This window comes from Rummeliibacillus stabekisii (assembly GCF_007988965.1).
In the GTDB taxonomy this organism is placed as follows: domain Bacteria; phylum Bacillota; class Bacilli; order Bacillales_A; family Planococcaceae; genus Rummeliibacillus; species Rummeliibacillus stabekisii.
Map to the genome: position 1 here is coordinate 242,437 of NZ_BJVD01000001.1, position 22,414 is coordinate 264,850.

The 22,414-nt window shown below is 36.0% G+C and carries 22 protein-coding genes and 1 other annotated feature; of the genes, 3 read left to right on the forward strand and 19 right to left on the reverse strand.

All coding sequences use genetic code 11. The features are described 5' to 3' along the window. Nucleotides 1-44: 44 nt before the first annotated feature. Nucleotides 45-1,484, reverse strand: a complete 1,440-nt coding sequence (locus RST01_RS01185) for an MDR family MFS transporter (protein WP_147193517.1) — start codon at nt 1,482-1,484, stop codon at nt 45-47. A 129-nt stretch (nt 1,485-1,613) separates the two neighbouring features. Here RST01_RS01185 and mscL point away from each other — a divergent pair, with 129 nt between their 5' ends. Continuing rightward, nucleotides 1,614-1,991, forward strand: coding sequence for a large conductance mechanosensitive channel protein MscL (gene mscL / locus RST01_RS01190; protein WP_147193518.1), 378 nt, complete (start codon nt 1,614-1,616; stop codon nt 1,989-1,991). Between the two features lie 166 nt (nt 1,992-2,157). Here the strand turns inward: mscL and RST01_RS01195 are convergent, their stop codons facing one another. Further along, nucleotides 2,158-2,754 (reverse strand): SCO family protein, encoded by a 597-nt coding sequence (locus tag RST01_RS01195; protein ID WP_147193519.1) that lies wholly within the window; start codon nt 2,752-2,754, stop codon nt 2,158-2,160. 92 nt (nt 2,755-2,846) lie between these two features. Further along, a complete protein-coding gene (locus RST01_RS01200) occupies nt 2,847-2,969 on the reverse strand; it encodes a YvrJ family protein (RefSeq protein WP_084246878.1) in 123 nt (40 codons plus the stop codon). A gap of 236 nt (nt 2,970-3,205) precedes the next feature. On the opposite strand from RST01_RS01200, the gene RST01_RS01205 reads away from it, so the two are divergent. Beyond that, nucleotides 3,206-3,634, forward strand: a complete 429-nt coding sequence (locus tag RST01_RS01205) for a DUF2621 domain-containing protein (RefSeq protein ID WP_066786929.1) — start codon at nt 3,206-3,208, stop codon at nt 3,632-3,634. A gap of 41 nt (nt 3,635-3,675) precedes the next feature. On the opposite strand, the gene RST01_RS01210 is transcribed toward RST01_RS01205, so the two are convergent. The 7 genes from RST01_RS01210 to RST01_RS01240 form a co-directional block, all read right to left on the reverse strand. Further along, the gene (locus tag RST01_RS01210; protein ID WP_147193520.1) at nt 3,676-4,176 is read right to left on the reverse strand and encodes a CcdC family protein; all 501 of its coding nucleotides are present in this window, start codon (nt 4,174-4,176) and stop codon (nt 3,676-3,678) included. A 23-nt stretch (nt 4,177-4,199) separates the two neighbouring features. After that, complete coding sequence (locus tag RST01_RS01215) at nt 4,200-4,559, reverse strand: response regulator (RefSeq protein WP_184117490.1); 360 nt, start codon at nt 4,557-4,559, stop codon at nt 4,200-4,202. Between the two features lie 26 nt (nt 4,560-4,585). Next, complete coding sequence (locus tag RST01_RS01220) at nt 4,586-5,296, reverse strand: cytochrome c biogenesis CcdA family protein (protein ID WP_147193521.1); 711 nt, start codon at nt 5,294-5,296, stop codon at nt 4,586-4,588. A 338-nt stretch (nt 5,297-5,634) separates the two neighbouring features. Beyond that, entirely contained in the window at nt 5,635-7,026 is a 1,392-nt protein-coding gene (gene argH / locus RST01_RS01225; protein ID WP_147193522.1) for an argininosuccinate lyase, read from the reverse strand. Beyond that, complete coding sequence (locus RST01_RS01230; RefSeq protein WP_147193523.1) at nt 7,023-8,234, reverse strand: argininosuccinate synthase; 1,212 nt, start codon at nt 8,232-8,234, stop codon at nt 7,023-7,025. The genes argH and RST01_RS01230 overlap by 4 nt, the downstream gene beginning before the upstream one ends. 247 nt (nt 8,235-8,481) lie before the next feature. Then, entirely contained in the window at nt 8,482-9,237 is a 756-nt protein-coding gene (locus RST01_RS01235) for an SDR family NAD(P)-dependent oxidoreductase (RefSeq protein ID WP_147193524.1), read from the reverse strand. Further along, on the reverse strand, nt 9,224-10,168 hold the full coding sequence (locus RST01_RS01240) for an MBL fold metallo-hydrolase (RefSeq protein ID WP_147193525.1): 945 nt from the start codon (nt 10,166-10,168) through the stop codon (nt 9,224-9,226). The genes RST01_RS01235 and RST01_RS01240 overlap by 14 nt, the downstream gene beginning before the upstream one ends. A 120-nt stretch (nt 10,169-10,288) precedes the next feature. After that, nucleotides 10,289-10,496 (forward strand) — a binding site (T-box leader). A 78-nt stretch (nt 10,497-10,574) separates the two neighbouring features. Between RST01_RS01240 and proC the strand changes: the two genes are divergently transcribed. Further along, the gene (proC, locus tag RST01_RS01245) at nt 10,575-11,390 is read left to right on the forward strand and encodes a pyrroline-5-carboxylate reductase (protein WP_147193526.1); all 816 of its coding nucleotides are present in this window, start codon (nt 10,575-10,577) and stop codon (nt 11,388-11,390) included. A 73-nt stretch (nt 11,391-11,463) separates the two neighbouring features. Here proC and RST01_RS01250 read toward each other — a convergent pair whose 3' ends face one another. The 9 genes from RST01_RS01250 to RST01_RS01290 form a co-directional block, all read right to left on the reverse strand. Further along, nucleotides 11,464-11,784 carry an LPXTG cell wall anchor domain-containing protein gene (locus tag RST01_RS01250; protein WP_184117491.1) on the reverse strand — a complete coding sequence of 107 codons (321 nt, stop codon included), beginning with the start codon at nt 11,782-11,784 and terminating at the stop codon, nt 11,464-11,466. A gap of 111 nt (nt 11,785-11,895) precedes the next feature. After that, complete coding sequence (locus RST01_RS01255; protein WP_147193528.1) at nt 11,896-14,973, reverse strand: AAA family ATPase; 3,078 nt, start codon at nt 14,971-14,973, stop codon at nt 11,896-11,898. Next, a complete protein-coding gene (locus tag RST01_RS01260; protein WP_147193529.1) occupies nt 14,970-16,139 on the reverse strand; it encodes an exonuclease SbcCD subunit D in 1,170 nt (389 codons plus the stop codon). The genes RST01_RS01255 and RST01_RS01260 overlap by 4 nt, the downstream gene beginning before the upstream one ends. A 164-nt stretch (nt 16,140-16,303) precedes the next feature. After that, nucleotides 16,304-17,071 carry an alpha/beta hydrolase gene (locus RST01_RS01265; protein ID WP_147193530.1) on the reverse strand — a complete coding sequence of 256 codons (768 nt, stop codon included), beginning with the start codon at nt 17,069-17,071 and terminating at the stop codon, nt 16,304-16,306. A gap of 516 nt (nt 17,072-17,587) precedes the next feature. Next, nucleotides 17,588-19,270, reverse strand: a complete 1,683-nt coding sequence (locus tag RST01_RS01270) for a methyl-accepting chemotaxis protein (RefSeq protein ID WP_066786897.1) — start codon at nt 19,268-19,270, stop codon at nt 17,588-17,590. A 457-nt stretch (nt 19,271-19,727) separates the two neighbouring features. Beyond that, nucleotides 19,728-20,396 carry an HD domain-containing protein gene (locus RST01_RS01275; protein ID WP_147193531.1) on the reverse strand — a complete coding sequence of 223 codons (669 nt, stop codon included), beginning with the start codon at nt 20,394-20,396 and terminating at the stop codon, nt 19,728-19,730. Between the two features lie 25 nt (nt 20,397-20,421). Then, nucleotides 20,422-20,658, reverse strand: a complete 237-nt coding sequence (locus RST01_RS01280; RefSeq protein WP_147193532.1) for a hypothetical protein — start codon at nt 20,656-20,658, stop codon at nt 20,422-20,424. Between the two features lie 68 nt (nt 20,659-20,726). Then, entirely contained in the window at nt 20,727-21,911 is a 1,185-nt protein-coding gene (locus RST01_RS01285) for an NAD(P)/FAD-dependent oxidoreductase (protein ID WP_147193533.1), read from the reverse strand. A gap of 31 nt (nt 21,912-21,942) precedes the next feature. Next, nucleotides 21,943-22,374 (reverse strand): helical membrane plugin domain-containing protein, encoded by a 432-nt coding sequence (locus tag RST01_RS01290; protein ID WP_066786888.1) that lies wholly within the window; start codon nt 22,372-22,374, stop codon nt 21,943-21,945. Nucleotides 22,375-22,414: the final 40 nt, after the last annotated feature.

Sequence of the window (22,414 nt, forward strand, 5' to 3'; positions counted from 1 at the left end):
AAAGAACCCATTAAACAATTACTCGTTTAATGGGTTTCTTTTTGTTATGCTTCGGTTTTTCTTTTAGCGATAAAGATGGAGAAAATAAATCCTATAATCGCAAAAATAAACGCCCCTGTATAAACAGAGTGAATGCCGCCAGCTATAATATTTATAATACTTTCGATTTGTTCTGGCGAAAATAACTTCGTGTCAAATGTACCGTTTAAATTGATATGGCTTGCATGCATGTCAGCAAGTTTACTACTTGTAGCAGTATTGAACAGTACACCAAAAACTGCTGCACCAATAGATTGGCTAAATGTATTCGTGAACGAATTCAAACCTATTCCAATTCCAAACTGTTCTTTTTTTACAGAGGCTTGTACTGTAATAATTAGCATTGGTGCGATAAAACCCATGCCAAGTCCTAAAAGGCCTGTTGATAGATAGACAAATAACGGTTGTGTTGTAGAAGATAAGAACATCAGCATAAATGTCGCAATCAATAAAAAGACAGTACCTGTCATAATGTTTGTTTTACTTGTAACACGTCCAATTAAATTACCTGCAATGATGGCGCCAACTGTCCACATCACTGATAACGGCGTTAGCATTAAACCAGCTGCAGTAGCGTTTTTTCCTAAAACAGCTTGTGCATATACTGGCAAGTATGCCGATAAGCTAATGACGATACCAAAGCAAAATAACGTCAAGCCATTAACTATATTTAACTTCTTATTTTTAAATAATGAAAGTGGGATAATTGGCTCACTTGCCCGTCTCTCAACAGCAATAAATAAACCTAAGAATAATAAAGCTAGAATGTACATAATAATTTGTTTGACTGTAAGCCATTCTTGTGTATTACTCCCTGTAATCAGAGCATATAGCAAGGAGACCATTCCAACAGAGAAAAGAAATGCCCCAGCATAGTCGATTGAGCGTTTGACAATTACACGTTCTTCTTCGTAGTATTTAGCAATTAAAAATATAGCACCGAGTCCAAATGGTATATTTAGCAAGAAGATAAAGTGCCATGTTAATTGATCGACTATGAAGCCCCCAATCAACGGACCTACAACTCCGGCAACTCCCCATACCATACTGATATATCCTTGTCCTTTTGCGCGTTTTTTCTCTGTTTCGAAGAGTTCGCCAACAATAGTTAAGGTAATCGGTAAAATGGATCCTGCTCCAATCCCTTGAATAGCACGGAAGATAATGAGCATTTCCATTGAAGTCGCGATACCACACAATAAGGAACCTAATAAGAAAATACTAATACCTATCATGATCATTCTTTTTCGGCCAAATAAATCTGCTAATTTACCAAAAATAATAGCGGCAATCGCGGATGTTAGTAAATAAGCAGAATAAATCCAACTAATAAGTTCAGCCCCTGAGAGGTCTGAGGTAATACTTGGAATGGCAGTCGATACGATTGTCCCTTCAATCGCTGCCAGCGCCGTTGCTAATAAGACAGCGGCAAAAACTTTATTCATATATACAACCTCTATTCTAATAAATAATCGTCAAATATTAATATTATCATGAAATAAGTGTTTTACCTAGAGGTGAATTACTAGATTTGATATGATGGGTGTGACTTTAAATAGAAAGAGGAAATTAGTTTGTGGGAAGATTTTAAGAAGTTTGCTTTAAAGGGTAATGTCATACAGTTAGCTATAGGGGTAATAATCGGTGGAGCTTTTAGCAAGATTGTCTCTTCTTTAGTGAATGATATTATTATGCCGATTTTTGCACTTTTCCTTGGAAAAGTAGAATTTAAAGAGTTACATTACCATAAAATCATGTATGGTGTTTTTATTCAAAATGTTGTAGATTTCTTTATTATCGCTTTTTCCATCTTTTTCGTGACAAAAATAGCCTCGAAACTTGAATTTCGTAAAAAAGAAGAAACAGCAGATGATGTACCAGTGGAGACTACAGAAGATGTTTTGAAAGACATAAGAGATTTGCTAAAAGAAAATCAAAAAAAGAATACTTAAATGGAACAGGAAAGGCGAACATATACAATCTGACTTATATGATTCGTCTTTTATTTATACTTGGGGTTTAGTAAAAAATAAAGAAAACCCAATCCACGCGCCATTTTTACGCGATGATTGGGTTCAATTTGGTTTTAAAATATTTATAAAGATAATTTCAATTTAATTATTTTCCATCTTCAATGATTGTTTCCATATCTACAGCAATCGTATCATATGGTACTTCTTTATAACCACTATAACTCTTAACAACGACGCCTTCTTGGTTAACTAGGAAAAAACTTGACCCGTGAATTACTTGATTGGAGTTAGGATCATCTTTGACAAATGTTTTAAAGGATTTAAGTGCAAGATTAGCAATATCATCTTGTGAGTACCCTGTAAGTAGGTCCCATTTAGAAGTGTCTGGAACAGGATATTGTTTTAAATATTTTTTAAGCTTTTCAGGTGTATCTGTTTTAGGGTCCACACTAAAGCCGACAATATTATAATCCTTTAATCCCTTTTCTTTAAAATCCTTTTGAATCGCTGTCATATTCATAGTCATCGGTGGACACACTGTTGTACAGCTCGTAAAGATAAACATGGCAAGCCAAGGTTTTCCCTTTAAGCTGTCGAGTGAAACTTTCTCACCATTTTGGTTGGTATAGTTAAAATTTTGTACTTTCCAATCTGTTTCAGCCTTAAAATTGCCACCGCCGCATGCAGATAATAAAATCGCCGATACGATTAATAAGCATGGTAAGAATAGTATTTTTTTCATATAACTTTCACCTCATGTACGATATTCCTAACTAAATTGTATCATAGAATAGACTCGCACAAAAAAATTCTTTGGTCAACTTTGTGAATCTTCTACTTCAAATCTAAGAGTGCCTCGTGAATTGCTTGTAACTTGGTTTCCACTCGATGCATGAGATAGAATGACACAAAAATAGGGAAACCTATTTCTTGTATGAGTGAGACCCATTCAGCCAACGCATTTCCTCCTCCCTTATTAAAGCTCCTACCTCTTTAACACAAATAGCTTCTTTAATTCTTTAACGGAAAATCACTCTCCATCCATTGAGCAACTTAACTTTCCTGAAGTTCAATTATAAAAGGTATTCAATTACTCCCCCTCCTTATTTCCTATATAGACATTTCTAGTGAAAAGGAGACTAATAGATGCAAATTTATTACTTTCCTTTTATAATGGTGATGAGGTGAATAGTGTGTTAAACGGCTGGTTTTTAGTCTTTATATTATTTTGGGTAGTTGTACTCGTTGGTCTATTTGCTATTGGTGGTTTTTTCATGTTCCGCAAGTTTTTAAAATCTATGCCAAAAGATGATGGCAAATCCACACTAGATTGGCAAGATTACTATGTACAAAAAACTTTGCACATGTGGCAGCCAGAAGAAAAAGCGTTGCTAAATGAGCTAGTAAGCCCAGTTCCAGATTTATTCCGAGATGTAGCAAAACAAAAGATAGCTGGAAAAATTGGTGAGCTTGCTCTTGAAGAAAGAGCAAAAAAAATTAACATGGACCTCATCATTAGAGGATACATACAGGCCTCACCGAAAAGGGATCATAAGTTTTTGCGCAAAAAACTTAATCAAATGCAAATTGATATATCCCCATACGAAGATATTTTAGAATAACAAAAGGTTCTTTTCCTTTAGGGAAAAGAACCTTTTGTTATTTATGGCTGTTGCTGTAAATGTAATTGTTTTTCCAACTTTTTGTATTGGATCAACATAGCTATACGCCAAGGTGCAATCATAGAGTATGCAAGCAAGAAGAAAATTCCTCCAAGCTCTCCTAAATGGATAGTGTTGCTTAAATAAACTTTAACAACAGTTCGTATTATCAACAACCCTATTAAAATAAAGAAGAAAGCTTTTGATGGTTTTAGATATACATCTCCATCGACAATATGGAATTTAGAAGTAGCAATCAATACTGTTGAAAAAATCACTCCAACTATAACTACCTCAAATACTTGCGGCCACGGCACTCGGAAATAATCAAAACAAAACATTAAAGCACCTGTAGACATAGCAATTGGCGGTATAATTATCTTCCTTGCACTTGCAGGCTTTTTAGCAGATCTTGCACGGATAAACATCATCATGATGCCCATGAATACGACAGCCACTGTTGAGCCTACCAACATATATTGAGAAGGTATGGATTGTAGCATAAAGGTCACCTATCTTTTAATAATTATTCGGTCATTTGACGTATAGTTGCGGCTAAACGTTCCCTCTCAAAAGGTTTAATAACAAAATCCTTTGCTCCATATTTCAGCGCTTGAAGGATCAATTTTTGTTGGCCTAATGCACTTACCATACAAATTTTAGCATTAGGATCTTCTTTTATGATTTCTTTCGTTGCTTCCAAACCAGACATAATAGGCATTGTCACATCCATCGTGACAATATCAGGGTTCAACTTAAGGTATTGCTCAATTGCTTCTTTGCCATTTACTGCTTCACCAACAACTTGAAATCCCGCTTCTACTAGCATGCCTGATATCGCTTGACGCATGAATGCTGCGTCATCTACTACTAAGACTGTTGACACCTTTTCACCCCATCACCATTCCTAAACTAGAATCCTTGGAAACCACCAAATAGTGGCGATATTAACCGGTTAAAATAAGTCATACCATCGAAAAATAGAACTATGCCGACTACTATCATAATATAGCCGCCGACTTTAACGATTTTTTGGCTATTTCTTCTAATCCAATTCATACGAGAAATAAAGAACGAAAGAACAAAGAAAGGAATAGAAAAGCCTAAAACATAAGCCAACATATACCAAATCGCTGAATCTGGATGGGTAGAACCCAATAGCATAATAGACCCCAGAATTGGACCGGTACATGGAGTCCATCCAGCCGCAAATACTAACCCAATTAGTATAGACCCAATGTATCCTGATGGTCTACTTTTTAACTCAAATTTACGGTCTTTCATTAAAAATTTTGGTGTAAAGATGCCAGTAATCACTAAACCAAAAACAACGATAAGAATTCCGCCTACTTGGCGTATTAACTCATCATATCTTACGAATATACCTTTCACAAATGAAGCTCCAAAGCCTAAAGCGATGAAAATCATTGAAAATCCAATTAAGAAAAAGACAGTATGCAAAATAGCTCTTCTTTGCATCATTCCTTTTTGACTCTTTAGCTGATCAAAGGATACACCTGTTATGTAAGATAAAAACGCTGGATAAAGAGGCAGCGTGCACGGCGAAATAAAGCTTAAAAATCCAGCTCCAAACGCCAGAAAAACATTAACGTCAGTATTCATTTATGTACGTCGCTCCTTTTGATTATTGTTTCTATCGTAACAAACTTTGTACGAAATAACATAAATTTAGGGTGTGACATATTTTTGAACTTTGTGATGATACACCTATTGATTTAAGTTATAGTTGTTAAAACGCTTGCTATAGAGAAGGCTTTTCTCGTTTTAACACAATACTTTTTGGCCCTCATTTGGATACTTTCCACAGAATATTTCAATACTTGGGCAATCTATTGCTATTATTATAAGGCGGAATGACAAGAAAAGGGAAGTCTTTTTGGTGCAATATCTTGAAATCGAAGAAAAACCAGCCCCCCATTGGAAACTGGTCGTGATTTTCATTACATACTTATTAGAGAACTTAAGATATCTTGTGCTTTTTCAATTTGCTTCCGAACTTCTTCAAATCCTGTTCCACCCTGAGAGTTACGGCGACTAACTGCTGTTTCAGGAGCTAATACTTTGAATACATCGCTTTCAATAAGAGGGCTCGCTTGTTGCATCTCTTCTAATGATAAATCCAGTAAAAAATTGCTATGTTCTATACAGTAATATACTAACTTACCCGTAATTTCGTGTGCTTCCCTAAATGGCAAACCTTTTGTCACTAAATAATCTGCCAATTCGGTAGCATTTGAAAAATCATTATGAACTGCTTTATTTAAACTATCTTGGTTTATGTTCATAGTACGAATCATTCCCTCAAATATACGCAGTGAGCCAGTAATTGTATGAAGTGTATCAAACATGCCTTCTTTGTCTTCTTGCAAATCTTTATTGTAAGCAAGTGGCAAGCCTTTCATTACCGTTAGCAAACCGATTAAATTGCCATATACACGGCCTGTTTTTCCCCTTATTAACTCTGCCATGTCTGGATTCTTTTTCTGCGGCATAATACTCGAGCCAGTTGAAAAAGAGTCATCTAATTCAATAAATCTGAATTCCTCGCTCGACCAAAGAATAATTTCTTCCGCCAATCTAGATAAATGTGTCATCAGCATTGAGCTATTGCTTAAAAATTCGATTATGAAATCACGGTCGCTTACAGCATCTATGCTATTTTGGTAAATATCTGAGAATCCCAATAGATTTGCAGTCAACTCTCTATCAATTGGAAATGTAGTTCCAGCCAAAGCTCCTGCTCCTAGAGGTGATAGATCAATTCTGCTGATTGACTCACTAAACCGTGACTTATCTCTTTCAAGCATCCAAAAATAGGCCATTAAATGATGCGCAAACGAGATAGGCTGAGCACGTTGCAAATGAGTATAACCAGGAGCTATCGTTTCAATATGTTCTTTTGACTTTTCAATAATTGTATTTTGCAAAGATATGATAAGAGCAATTGTTTTCTTTACGTGTCTTTTTAAAAACAGATGCATATCCGTTGCAACTTGGTCATTTCTACTTCGTCCCGTATGCAATTTTCCACCTACAGGGCCTACAATATCGATTAGCATTTTTTCTAGATTTAGATGAATATCTTCTTGCTCAACGGAATAGTGGAGCTCATTTTCTTCTGCCTTCTTCTGTAGTGTATGAAGGCCTTTTTTGATAGCGACAACTTCTTCGTGGTTAAGAATTCCCGTAGTACCGAGCATCGTCACATGGGCAATACTTCCTTCCAAATCTTCCAAGACTAATTCTTGATCGAAGCTGATGGATGCGCCGAATTCATCTACCCATTGTTCGGCTGATTTTTGGAAGCGCCCTCCCCATAGCTTGCTGCTCATACTTGCACCTTCTTAGTTTCCTTGTTGTTGATCATAGCATTAACTTTTGTAGGAAGACCAAATAACTCAATAAATCCAATCGCTGAATTATGATTAAAAGCATCATCTTTTGTATACGTAGCTAGCTTTTCATCATATAAAGAGTTAGGTGATTTACGACCTTCTACAATTGCATGACCTTTAAACAATTTAACGCGTACGGTGCCGTTAACAAACTTCTGCGTTTCTTTAATAAAGGCTTCTATGGCAATACGTAATGGTGAGAACCAAAGACCTTCATAAATTAATTCGGTTAACTTCTTCTCGACTACTGGTTTGAAATGAGCCAATTCTTTTACCAGCGTTAAATCTTCTAATTCTTTATGCGCAAGAAGAAGAGTGTGAGCACCAGGCACTTCATATACCTCACGTGATTTAATACCAACTAAACGATTTTCCACATGGTCAATGCGTCCAACTCCATGTTTGCCTGCTAGTTCATTTAGTTTTAAAATCAGATCTGCCAACTTATACTCTACTCCATCGATTGCAACAGGTACTCCTTTTACAAATTCAATTTCTAATGTATCTGCTGTTTCAGGCGCATCTTCTAGGGATACAGTCAACTCATACGCATCTTCTGGCGGTGCTGCCCAAGGATCTTCTAATATGCCACATTCATTTGCACGTCCCCAGAGATTTTGATCGATTGAAAAGGGGCTATCTAAATTGATAGGAATAGGAATGTTTTTAGATTTTGCATAATCAATCTCTTCCTCTCTACTCCATGCCCATTCTCTCACAGGCGCCAATACTTCTAAATCTGGGTTTAAAGATTGTATAGATACTTCAAAACGAACTTGGTCGTTCCCTTTCCCTGTACAACCATGTGCCACTGCAGTTGCTCCTGTTTTTTCTGCAATTTCAACGAGTTTTTTTGAAATAAGCGGTCTTGATAATGCTGATACAAGCGGATATTTTTGTTCATACCATGTATGACCTTGTAATGAGAGGAGCGCATATTCCTCTGCAAATTCATCTTTCGCATCTACCATATACGACTCTGAAGCACCGACCTCGAGTGCTTTGTTCTTTACAAAATCCAAGTCCTTACCTTCCCCTACATCTAAACAACAAGCAACCACTTCATATCCTTTGTCCTTCAACCATTGGATTGCTACAGATGTATCCAAGCCTCCTGAATAAGCTAATACTACTTTTTTTGACATTGCCCATTCCTCCTTTATGTATTTTTATACATATTTATTTTATATTTATGCATTTATGTTAACATGTAATATTTATTAATTCAAGTGAATGTTCATGCATTTTAATAAATTATTTGTTTTTTCACTTGAATCAGTCTTTTTTACTCAAATTTCATTCAGTACTATCCACATAGGAAATCTTCATTTTCAAAACACAAAAATAGCGGTAATACGTATAGTACGTATCACCGCTATAAGAATAAAACTCTTACTTTTTATAAAAAAAACTCTTCCCCAGCTTCTCAATCAACGCCGGTGCTACAGCATAAAATTTGCTTGTAATGCCCATAACTCTCGGCAAATTGACTTCCCTTATTCTTGTTCCTATTGTACGGATTGTAGCATCCGCCACTTTCTCAGGTTGGAGTAATATGTTTTTCATAGCACTCCTATAGGAGGCTGTACGGTCCGCTTTATCTAGAAACGGTGTATCAATAGGACCTGGATGTATACAGGTTACAGCAATGCAATAGGGTTTCAGCTCCATTCGCAATGCATTAGTATAACCAATGAGTGCATGTTTTGTCGCTGCATAGATAGCGGACTTTGGAGTTGCTACTTTCCCTGCTTGCGAGCCTATATAAATCAGCTGACCGTATCCTTTTTCTTCTTTCATTTTTGCAGCTAAATACTTCGTTAATAAAATGGGTGCCTGTACGTTCACTGAAATCATGTCCATAATATCCTGATTCTCTGTTTCTGCGGCATACTCAAATGTACCAATACCAGCTGAAAAAATTGCAACATCTAGCTCTGGCAACTGATTTACTAACCCCAACACACCTTCTGCATTTGATAAATCACTTTGTATTACGGTAATACCTTTTGAACGGATCTCTTCTAAAGCCGATAAATTTCGGCCTGTTGCAATTATATTATCACCACGTTCAGCAAGCTTTAATGCAATGAGACGTCCTACTCCAGACGTTGCACCAGTAACCAAAATGGTTTTATTTTTTTTCATACCAAAATACTCCATTGGAATCCGTTTCTTCTCTAATTAACTCACAATCTAGCAAATAATCGATTTGACCGATTGTTTGGGAAAGGGTCAGACCCAGTTGTGATTCATAATGTGTAGGGAAGATTATTTTAGTCAGCTCAAATGTATTTTGAGGCTTTCCTTCTAATAAACTTAATACTTTCATTGCTCGAAGATGCTGCTTTTCAAGCCTTGCATTCACTAGTTCTGAAACATTATGAATATCGCCACCATGTCCACTGTATAGGACATCTATTGGTAATGTTAATAGTTTTTTCAATGAATTGTTATATTGTAACAATGACTTAGCTCTTTTAGACTTTGGATTCAACGGTGGTTCTATTAACGGATTAGAAGCGATACGATCCAGGAGCAGGTCACCACCAAAAATACATCTTTTCTTTTCGTTCCAAAAAGCAAAATGACTTTGTGCATGACCTAGTGTTTCTATTGCAACGAGTCCAGGATGACCTGGTATTTCATCTCCTTCATGAATAAGGTCGGTCAAAGTACGCTCCCCAAGCATTTCTATCGAACGAGTCATTTTTTTAACCCATCCAAAGTATTTTTCTGGTACCCCTTCCTCTTTCATCCGATCGAGGTAAAAATCATAATGTGAATTAAGGAAAACGGGGTCACGTCGTAGCCACGCATCTATATAAACATGCCCTAATACTTTGGCGTTAGGAAATGCATCAATTAAACCAATATGGTCTGGATGGTGATGCGTTAGAATTACTTGTTCAATATCAGTCATTTGATAACCGGCATTTTTTATTCCCGCTTCCATTGCTTCTAAAGCAACACTTGTTTTGGTTCCTACATCAATAATGGAAAGCGCATCATCTTTTAGTAAATATGAGTTAACCGTTCCTTCTGGGTATGGAACAGGTGTCGTTATTTTTTGTATCATACCAAAACCCCTTTTGCTTAAATGAATTACTATTCACTTTATTGTATCTCTTTTTAGAGGAATCGTCATTCATTTGATTTGACAGATTTAACAATTTTGCCTATAATCTCATTTACATATCTAAAAGCGAAGACGAAGAATAGTACACAGAAAATTTGTTTCAAGAGAATGCGGCCCCGTGCTGAAAGCTGCATATTCAAATTTCTTTGGAACCTGCTTCCGAGCTGCTATGCAAACATAGCCGTAACTCTGCGATAAAGGGCAATAGTTGTGCTGCACTCGCAGCGAAACAAGGTGGTACCGCGGATTCTGCATTTTCGTCCTTTTTAGTTAGGATGAAAATGCTTTTTTATTTGCAAGTATAATTTCCGCGCTTATAGAAAAATTACATGTAGGAGGCGATTATATGGAGACAATTGTATTTGCAGGCGTTGGAGCAATGGCAGAAGCAATCATTCAGGGCTTTGTGAAAGAAGGTGTCGTACCGCCGAGAAACATGTACGTTATGAATAAATCGGATAAAGAAAAGCTACAAAAAATTGCTCATAAATATGGAGTCCAAATCGTCTGTGAAGATCGCGCCATTTTAGCGAAAGCAGATCTTTTAATCCTCGCTATGAAACCAAAAGATATCCAAGGAGCGATGGAGAATCTATTTCCTTATCTAGGTGCAAATACCACTGTGTTATCGGTGGCAGCTGGTGTCTCTATGCAGTCCATTGAAGAGAAACTTGGCAAACGCCCTGTTGTGCGGGTCATGCCAAACACATCTGCTTCAATTGGCATGTCTGCAAGTGGTATAGCGTTTAATCGCTTAGTTACTGATTCACAAAAAGACGTATTTATAGGCATGCTTGAAGCCATTGGATTAGTTATTGAAGTCGAGGAAGATGAGTTGCATGCAGTCACGGCATTATCGGGCAGCGGTCCTGCCTATCTATACTATTTGGTCGAGGCTTTCGAACAGGCTGGTATGAAATTTGGGTTAAGCCAAAAAACAGTACGCAATTTAGCTGTTCAAACGATTGCCGGCGCTGCAGAAATGTTAAAACAAACCGATGAAGAGCCTAGCGAATTAAGAAGGAAAGTGACAAGTCCCGGCGGAACAACAGAAGCAGGCATTAAAGCATTAGAAGAACATGATTTCAAAGAAATTATTATGGCCTGTGTACAAAATGCGGAAGCTAAATCGCGCGAACTATCAGCTTTATTGGATAAATAAAAATGCAAATCTGTAATAAAAAAGCTATTGATGTATATATACATCAATAGCTTTTTGTCTTAAATAGACTAATTTATTTATTTTTAGTTTTTTCATTGCTACGATTTGCTGTTTTAGAACGACTTGTAATCAAAGCCAATAATAAAAAGAACCCTGCAATTGAAAAATATAAACCTGAATGGTTTGCTTCTACACCTGTTTGGGGTAGTGTATTTTGTACAAATTCTGCTTTATTAACATCATGTGAGCTAGCAACAGTTGCTGTATTACTTTCCACACTCGTTGAATTGGTAGAAGAAGCCGTTTGTGCATGGGCATAAGAACCTTGTCCCATCAAAAAAGTGAGTCCTAGAATACCAGAACATACTAGATTTATACAATATTTCTTTATCATTTTTTCACACCTCAACATTAATATACAAACATGCTCTTTGTAGACTTTACGTCCCATCGCCCCATTATATACCTAACATCGAGATTAGGCTATTTTTTTCTTATAAGTTTGCTATTTTAAAACGAATTTTGTATGACTATGCCCTTCCTTGCTTTTCTTCACTTCTAATAGAGCGGGCATTGCGTCTTTTAATTCGGCCACATGCGAAATAATACCAACAATCCTACCATTATTCTGCAGATCAATCAGTGTTCGAATTGCTTTATTTAATGCTTCTTCATCTAACGTGCCAAATCCTTCATCAATAAACATCGTGTCAATTTGAATATTGCCTTGGAATGATTGAATAACGTCGGACATACCAAGAGCTAATGATAAGGATGCGTTGAACTTTTCGCCACCTGATAGAGTTTTTACATCTCGTTTTTGTCCAGTATACGCATCATAGACATCTAAGCCTAAACCACTCTGTTTTCCCCTTGCTTCTTGTCGGTCACTTCTAACAAGTCTATATTGTCCCCCTGACATTGGATGCAATCTCGTATTGGCTGCATGGATGATTTGCTCCAAATATTCAATTTGCAAAAAGCGTTCAAAAGAAATCTTCAATGAATTCTGACCACGTAAGACATTATACAAGTCTATAATTTTCGCAGTTTTTTCTTCTAACTGCTGTATCTCTTTACCGCTTTCTTCTATTTCTTTTACCAACCTGTGCCCATCTGCTTGATACTTTTTAATAGCATGGATTTGTTCATTTAAACTCTTTGCTTCCAATTGAATAGCGGCAAGCTGACGCTCTAAATTAGTTTCATCTTTTGTTTGTTGGCCTGCATATTCTTCCACGCCTGCTTTAATTTGCTCCTTCAATGCATATAAATGCAATTTATATGCTTCATAGGAAGATTCCAATGTTTCAATGTCTGAAAGCTTCAGCCTCGCTGCTTGATAGGCGCTTCCTTGATCAAAACCCGCAGAATAGACCGCTTCTTTAAACTGACTTTGCGCCTCTTCTAAGGCTTGTTTAGCCAAGGTATAATTTTTCTCTGCACTATCGATTGTTGCTCTAAGAGAGACAACCTTATTCTTCGATTGTTCTATTTTCTTTTCTATTACTTCATAATGCCTAACTAACTCAGCTTTTTTAAAAGATAGCTCTTTAATTTTTGAAGTCAATGCTTGTATAGAGGAAAGGCCAGCTGGAATCTCCTTTTGTAAGCTTTCGTATTCTCCTCGTACTTGATAAAAGCTCTCAAGATTTGCATTTTTCTCTAGTTCAAGAGTTGAATATTTTTGTTGTAACATTTCCCTCTTATCATCAAGTAGCTGCTTCTCTTGTCGAAGTACTTCTAACTTCTTCTTTTGTCGCTTTAAATCGTTGACTTCTTGCTCTAATAGTTGAAACTCCTGGGAGACTTTTTCACCATCTGTCGGCTCCATATCCAATCTACGTAGCTCTTCTTCCCACTGAAGACTTTGTTGTCTACCGGCATTTACACTGGCTTGGTATTCAAAGTAAGCTGTAGAAGCTGTATCAGCCTCGTATTTCAATGCAGACAATTGCTGCTCTGTTAGCGAAATATCATGATTGCCTTCTAGCGATCGATGTTCCAAGCTTCCGCAAACAGGACATGGTTCACCATCCACAAGCTTTGTGGCAAGGACACTTGCTTGGTTATTAATCCATTTCTTTTCTTCACGCTCATAGTTTTCAAGTTTTGTTTCATACATTTGCTTTTTGGCTTTTTCATCCATGAGCAACTGTTCTAAAGATAACATTTGTCTCTGCCACTTTTGCCAAGTTGATTGTTTTTCTTTTAATTCTGTTAGAGTGACGACCTTTTCATCATAGGTTTCTAATTGTTTATGAAGTGATGTAATTTGTGTTGCATGCTGATTTCGTTGATTATCAACCGTCTCTAAGTCAGCTGTAATCAACTTCAATCGATTAGTAAAGTTCTCAACATCAAGTTGTCTTTTCGATAATTTTTCAGAAACCTTCTCAAGTTCATTGAGCTTCACTTCAAGCTTTTGCAATGTTGAAAGCTCAATAGTGAGCTGCTCTATCATTGGCATATTCTGTTTTGCTTCGTTGAATTCCACTTCTAGCTTTTGATGCTCCATTGTTGTGAGTCGAAATCCTTCTTCCAACTTGGCTAATTCTTGTTCTTTCTGCTTCTTTTCTTGTAATTTTTCATAGTATCTTTCTTCTATCGGAATAATATGGCTGGCTTTTTTAGCATTTTCAATTCTTTGCTTTATTTGTTCAAAATGCTCTTTTTGTTCTTCTAACCGTTTCAGCTCTGCTTCTTTTTCCTTATAAGATATTAGACGTTTGTTAAACTCTTTTGTTTCAACAAGAAGGGTATGATGTAAGTTGATTTTCAAGTTAAGCTCTTGGATTAAAGCTTCTTTTTCAGCCTGCTGCTCTTGGTAATATTGTACCTCTTCAGCTAACGCAAATAGCAACTGGTAAATATTAATATGTTCTGCGCTTAACACTTCGTTGAGATGTGAATTACGTTCTGGTATTACGGATTGAATTTGTTTAATATATAAGTCTCTCTTTGCATGCGCTTTTTCTAAAGAATTCATTGCTAAGTCTCTTTTAATTTTTAAACTATCCGCTAAATGGCGATAGGATTCCGTTTTAAAAATTTTCCGCAGAATAGCTTCTTTATTCTCCGTTTCTGACGTTAGCAACTTACGGAATTCTCCTTGTGGCAACATAACTATTTGTTTAAATTGATCCTTCGATAAACCTATCAGTTCTTCCATTTTCCGATTTATTTCTGTGAGTTTTTGTGATTCAACTACTGGCTTTTCGCCATCAGATTCCACTTTAACAAATTCCAATTTATCGCCCGTAGCATTTTTATTTCCTTTTTTCTTGTGAGCTAGTTGACGAAAAATACGGTAAGTGCTGCCCTTAATTGTAAATAAAAGTTCAGCTGATGTATGAATATCCTCTGCTGCAAAATGGCTACGTATTTCCCTTATTTCCGCTCTGTCTTCACCACTTGCAGAACCATATAAGGCAAAACAGATTCCATCAAAAATTGTTGTCTTCCCAGCACCAGTCATTCCAGCAATAACGAAGAGTCTATGTTCCCCAAGCTCCCTAAAGTCAATGATTTCTGTTTGTTTGTATGGACCAAATGCGGTTAATTTCAGCTGTAATGGCTTCATTTGGATTCCACCTCAATTTCTTGCTTGATAAGTAATTCTTCTTGTAATACTTCTTTGAACAGGTCAAGCGTATCCGAATCTGGTTCTTGTCCCGTAATTTCATAATAAAAAGCCTCAAACAATGTCACATCATCCATTTTTCTCTTTGAGATATTTTCTTGTAATGGTTTATTTCTATAATCTAACAATGATATGCGTTCCACATGCATCGCATTTGGATAGACGGATCTAATCTTTTCCATTGGAGATATAATGGGACTTTCATCTAACAACTTGATAAACAAATAATCTTCGCAAGTCGGTGACAGTAATATTTGTTCCATTGTATTTTCGATCGTTCTCATATCTCGTTTTGGCAATAAGGGTTTCTTGGTTGTTGTAATTTGCCCAGCACCATCTATTTCAACAATTAAATAACTCTTTTTATGATTTTCTTCAGAAATAGAATACTTCAACGGCGAACCCGAATATCTAATTTTTTCTGAATCGACAAAGTGTGCTTGGTGCAAATGCCCAAGAGCAGTGTAATGAAAAGGCTCAAAAAGCTTGGAATCAATACATTCAGATCCCCCAATAGATAACGGTCTTTCAGCGTCAGAAGGATTTTGTTCTTCCGCCCCATTCTTTGTAACGAAAGCATGTCCAATAAAAACATGTCGGGCTTTAGGATCCATCTTAGGGACAATTGATTCGATAATCTTTTCCATCGCTTGTTGCTGTGTTCTTATAGCTGGATCTTGGTAAAGATATCGAACTTGCGTTGGATCTGTATATGGTACAAGGTGAAAATGAACTTCTCCCGTATCATCTTTTAAAATAACCGGTGTTTGATCTAATGACAGATTCCCGATTAAATGAAGCCCACGTGAAGCCATAAAACGCGCACCAAAGTGGATACGATTAGGACTATCATGATTACCTGCTATTGCAAGAACTGGTATCTCACGTTTGATCACTATTTCAAAGAATATGTTATCTAACAGTTGGACTGCCTCAGTTGGTGGAACAGCACGATCATATAAATCTCCTGCTATGATAATAACGTCGGGTTTTTCCTTATCAATTTCTGCAATAAATTGTTGTAGTATATATGCTTGGTCTTCAATCATGGAGACCCCTTGTACATATTTCCCTAGATGCCAATCAGCCGTATGGAAAATTTTCAACAGTCTCACTCCATTCGATAAATATTTTCTTTATCATACCATATATGTAGCAAACGAATGTTCTGAAATAATAGGGCTTTTTGATGACTCTTTATATAAAAAAAGAACATCACGTTATAAAAGTGATGTTCTTTCTCTGTATAAATATTTTCACCGCTATAATACTAGGCATGAAGAATTTGTGCTTCTGTAGACCAATCTAATTCATCAAGGAAATGTAGAGTATCTTCAAACACTTTTTCACGTTCTTTACCTAAAGTTATAATATGGCCAGAATTTTGATACCAGATGATTTCTTTTTCATCTGCTTCAACAGTTTCATATATATATGGTGCACTCTCTTGGTATAAAGAGTCATCCAATTTGCCTTGTAGTACTAATGTAGGTGAATGGATTTCTTCTATTTCATCAGAAGTATGCTGAATCATCTTTTGGACCTCATCCAAAGCCTGTCTTGGCATAGCTTTTAATGCGTCTAATTCAATTTGAATTTGATTATCGTCTTTACCCTCTAGTTTTTTATATACTTGCGCATAATTGTATAAGCGTTCGAAAAGACCTTCTTTTGATTTACGTTTGATCGGTGCACACATTGATACCACACCTTTAACAGGAAATTCTGCTCCTACTTTTAAGGTGAAGACTCCACCTAAAGAAATACCTGCTACTGCAATTTCCTGATAGCCAAGTTCTTTCAAGTGATGATATCCCCGTGTTACATCTTCCCACCAATACTTCGCACCATATTTCAAGATTTCTTCAGCGCTGACCCCATGACCACGATACATTGGCGCATGACAAGTATAGCCTTGCTTGTTTAAAAATTGACCTAATTTTTTAACGTCTTTTGTGCTTCCTGTAAAACCATGCAATAATAAGACAGCTCTGTGGTCCCCTTTTAATGTAAATGGTTGAGGTGCTAATAACTTCATTGTTTAAAACTCCTTTTTATATAATGAGCATATAATAGTTAATTCCTTGTCAAACAAAAATCACTATTTTAATCTTTATTTTGAGGAAAACGCTCAATATTTGTTCACAATTAGATTACATCAAGACTAACACCTTTTATTTATAATGTACAGTATATTATCTTATGTTTTATCATGCATTTTTGTAATGGTTATTATGAGAAATATGCCTTGTTACGCTGATGAGTTAAAGTCTCTAATAATTCTACAAGGCGTATTGTATACGCTATAAAATGCATATTTTTTATAAACAACGGTTGAGAAAGAAAGGCTATAAATTTTTCTTCTTATTATAAGTTGAACGTAAAAATAATAAACTACGATTGGAATCTCCTAATAACATATACTTGTTTTATTAAGGAATCTTCTTATACATGTTTTTCACCAATCCTATATAGTAAAAAAAGAAAACCTAGTAAGAAGATAATATCTCACGAAGTTTTCTTTTTCTTCAGTATTTAACTATTGCACTATTGATCATACTCTAAATTTATAGGTCAAATCCTGGAGACCTGTCGCTTGTTTATTAAGTTCTTGTACAACTCCATTAATTTCTTGCAGTGTTGCATTTTGCTCTTCCACAGAACCAGAAATATTTTTTGCTGAGGTGGCAGACATTTCTGCTCGTGTGGCTATCTCTTCTACAGATGCGGTAACTTCTTCAGCAGCAGCTGAAAGTTGCTCTGATGTTGTAGTTACATCTTCTAGGCGTGTCGTCATTTCATCTACTGACTCTACTATATCATCAAAAGAGTTTGCAGCATCCGTTATTATATGAACACCTTCGTCTACGTTTTTAAGATTCGAATTTACCGATTTTGCAACTGTCTCAGTGTCCATTTGGATTGTGGTAGTTAGTTTTACAATTTGTACAGCAGAGTTCTTGGATTCTTCTGCTAATTTTCGAACTTCATCCGCTACTACTGCAAAACCTTTACCATGGTCACCAGCTCTTGCCGCTTCAATAGCTGCATTTAAAGCTAAAAGGTTAGTTTGTTCTGCAATATCCGTTATTAAATTCGTCATATGCTGAATCTCTTCAGCTTGTTTTTTCAAACCGATAATCAAGTTATTTGTCTGATTAGTAGAATCTGAAATTAACTGAACTTGGTTCTTCGCAACATTTAAGATTTTACCGCCCTGATTTGCTAGTTCTGTTGCATTTTTAGCTCGATCAAAGAGTGTCTGTGAAGCCTCTGCGATCCGCTGAACACCAAGTGATGTTTCTTGCATGGCTTTCGCTGCTTCCTGAGCTACATCTACCGAGTCCTGTGCTCCTCGGGATGTTTCATCAACATTATCTGAAACCTTATCTGCGGCATGTGAAATTTCTTCTGTGGATGCAGCTAATTCTTCAATCGAAGATGAGAGCTGGTGAGACCCTGCTGCAATATGCCGAATAATACCTTGCAAATTCTTTTTCATTTCATTGAAAGAAGCAGCCAATTTCCCTACTTCATCGTTAGATTTTATAGGAATATCATCTTGCAACAAATCACCTGCTGCAATTTGTTGTGCACCTTTAACGACATCCAACAGTGGCTTAACAATGATTCTTCTTACATTATTAATAAATAGCAAGGCAGTTAAAATACCGAGAATCGCTATTACAAAGTTTAAAATTTTCGCATTTTTTGCGATATAATCTACCTGATCTTGTGCAGCCTTCAACGAGTCTTGTTCATACTTATCGGCTGATGCTACAATCCCCATTAAATCATGGCTAGCAGATTCTGCACTCGTTAATTGTGATGCTGCATTATCATCCATATTTTGTTCTTTAGATTGAACAATCCCATCAATAACTTTGTTGTAATCTGTTGTTAAGTCATTCATCATCTCAGAATAGTCACGAAGCTTTTTAGTATTAGCATTCTTTTTTAAATCATTAATCGATTTGGTTGTTGCTTCTTGGTAAGACAATAATTTTTGCTTATTTGATGCATTGCTGTCTAACAAATAACTTCTCACATATAAACCTTCAAAGGCAAGATTTGATTTAATTGCGTTGATTTGGTTAATCGTATGTATATTTGTATTGATTAGTTCATTAAACGAACCAACCAATTTGTTCATTCTATTTGCATTTACACCCATCAAAATCAGTAGAAAGAGTAATAAAGCAATAAATCCTACACTTATTTTCTTTTGAACAGACATAATTCTCTCATCCCCTTTATTATTCCAAATAGAAGTACAAACAAATAAAATCCAGTAATTGTCTTACTAACTTCTACTTATAGAATTCCCACCCTTCAATATCTACCTAGAGTTATAGTGACATATCTAAGTACTAATATAATAGCATTATTTTACACTAAAATATATTAGTCCAAAGTACCCAAATTTATTGATTTATTTAACTTGAATAAATTTTTGAACTTTTTATAAGCTATTCTATCAAATTCCTATCAAAACCAAGATATTTAATATAGTTTCTTGAAAAATATATTTACAAATAGCAGCTAAATGACATTGTAAACTCGATGAACTAGCATAGATTAGAGCTTGATTATGAATGGCCGAAATAATGTTAAAAAACAAAAACCACAGGCATCTGTAAAAAAATTACAATGTGCTGTAGTCTCATGTTTACTATCAACAATACAAATAATATTTACCTTTTGGCATCCCATTCAGCATAAAATTGTTCTAAATAAGTTTCTAGGAATAGATGCCTTCCTTCTGCTAGTTCCTTGCCCATATTAGTATTCATTGTGTCTTTTAGTTTTAGTAATTTCTCATAAAAATGCATAATCGCTGTATCTTTACCTGAACGATATTCTTCTAGTGTTAAGTTATCTCTAGGTTTCATATCAGGGTGATGTATTGGTCGACCTTTAAAGCCCGCATAGCACATAACTCTAGCGATACCTATGGCACCCATTGCGTCTAATCTATCTGCATCTTGTACAATTTTACCTTCTAGTGTATTCATTTCTTTTTTCTGTGTTCCACCTTTAAATGACATAGTCGTAATGATTTCTAGAATGTCAGCTGCAGTGACATCATCGACTCCATTATCCTTCAACCACAGTTTAACTTTATTAATTCCAGTTTCTTCATCTTTATTTAATTTTTCATCTGCGACATCATGCAATAAGGCTGCAAGCTCACATATAAAAATATTTGCACCCTCTTTTTCAGCAATTGTCTTTGCCAATTCTGTTACTCTGTGAACATGCCACCAATCATGACCACTACTATCTCCACCCAATTCTGCGTATACAAATTCTTTTGCTGAGTTAATAATCTTTTCTTTACCAGCACTACCGTATGTATTCAATTTCTTTACCTCCTTTAAAACTTACTTATATAAAATAGCCATTTTTATATTTCTGAATAACATAGTCTTTTATAGACTGAATGCATTCAGCTGATAAAGGGCTCTTGTTTTTACTAATTATATCTCCATATGGTGTACCATCCACCATACGTATCATTCCTGAAAATTTTTGTTCTTTTGTTTCGTCATATCCTTGAACATGAATAAAACAGGTTATCGGCCCGTGAAAGGCATAATCAATAATGGTGATTTGTTGTTTCATTCTTCCACCTTCTTTTGTTTTAAAAAAACCGACTTCCATTTAAAGAAGTCGGTTTTGCTATCATCGGCTTAGTAAGCTAGTCCGTATAATGCTTTAATATGTGATAAGTAGCGAATATTACTTGCTTCTTTCATTAACGTAGCTGACAAACCTTTAAGTTGTGTGTTATTAGCACCAACTGTTGCTACGCCATCTTTACGACCTAAAGATGCAAGTGTACCAGAGTTCACTGCTACAAATGTTTTCATTGGTTGACCTTTCAATAGAGCAAACAAGTTATAACCCGCTGTTTCACCCATTTGCCATGCTACTTGAGCTGTTGGAGCATATAGTGGACGTGCACCTGGCTCAGGAATCATAACAGAAGAGTCACCTACTACGAATACATCAGGGTGTGAAGTAGATTGTAAGAACTCATTAATTGTTGCTTTACCACGATCTACTTCTAAGCCAGACTCTGCTACTACTGGAAGTGCTGCAACTCCGCCTGTCCATACAAATGTATTGGCAACGATCACTTGACCATCTTTTAATGAAATTTGGTTACCTTCTACAGAAGTAACAGGAAGTCCTGTTAAGAATTCAACACCGCGTTTTGATAAAGATTCAGTAGCTCGTTCAATTAAAGTATCTGGTAATACAGGAAGCACTTTAGGACCTGCTTCAACTAATTTTACATTGAACTCTTTAAAGTCTACACCATATTTTTCAGCAACTTTTGGCATATTGTCGATAATTTCACCAACAAGTTCAATACCAGTCAAGCCGCCTCCACCGATTACGATAGTTGCATCTGCAGGATCTTTTGTTTCTGCAAAAGCTTTAATTTTTGATTCAATATGGTTGAAGATATTGTTTGCATCGTTAACAGATTTAAGTACCATACTGTTTTCTTCAAGTCCTGGAATTCCGAAGAATCCTGTTTGGCTGCCAAGTGCAACTACAAGGATATCGAAAGAAAGAGATGAACCATCATCTAATTTAACGAATTTGCCGTCTGGAGAAATTTCAGTCACCTTAGCAATGTGAAGGTCAATGTCTTTACCTTTGAATAGTTTTTCAAGTGGGAAAGAAACTGCTTTTTCATTGATTGTGCCGCCAGCTAAACGGTGAAGTTCTGTAATAATTTGATGAGTAGGAAATTGGTTGACAACCGTTACTTCCGCGTCATCTTTTGTTGCGTATTTGCGGAATGTTAATGCAGCTAAAACGCCACCGTATCCTCCGCCTAAAATGATGATTTTTTTTGACATAATAAATCCTCCATGTTCAGAATTAATAATTCTATTTTAAATGTTTATGTTCTTCGTTCACTTGGATGAAAGCATTCGCAAAACGGAAAAGTTGTTGTACTTGGGGTTCTTTAATCAAGCGAAGCATACCGAAAAGGCCAATTGTTTCAGTGCTAGCATCAGCACGGTCTTTCGCTTCGATTGCTGTTGCTGCTAGTCCTTTAGCAGATTTTACTACTGGGTTGGCCATTTCACTAACAGCACCAACGATATCGTTTTTCAAAACTTCATCTGTTGTTAAAGATTGAGCTAAGTCATAAACTTTTGTAAGAGTAGTCATCATTTCTGTCAATTTTGGCAATTCATTAACCAAAGCAGTGATTGATTCTTGTACCTCAGGTTTCAATAATTGATCCAATACATCCAGTTTTTCTTGGCTTACAGCTTTTTGTTCAGCTTGTAATTGATTAGTCGTTTCTGACATATCCAATTCTCCTTTGCAATAACTATTATTAACTACATAT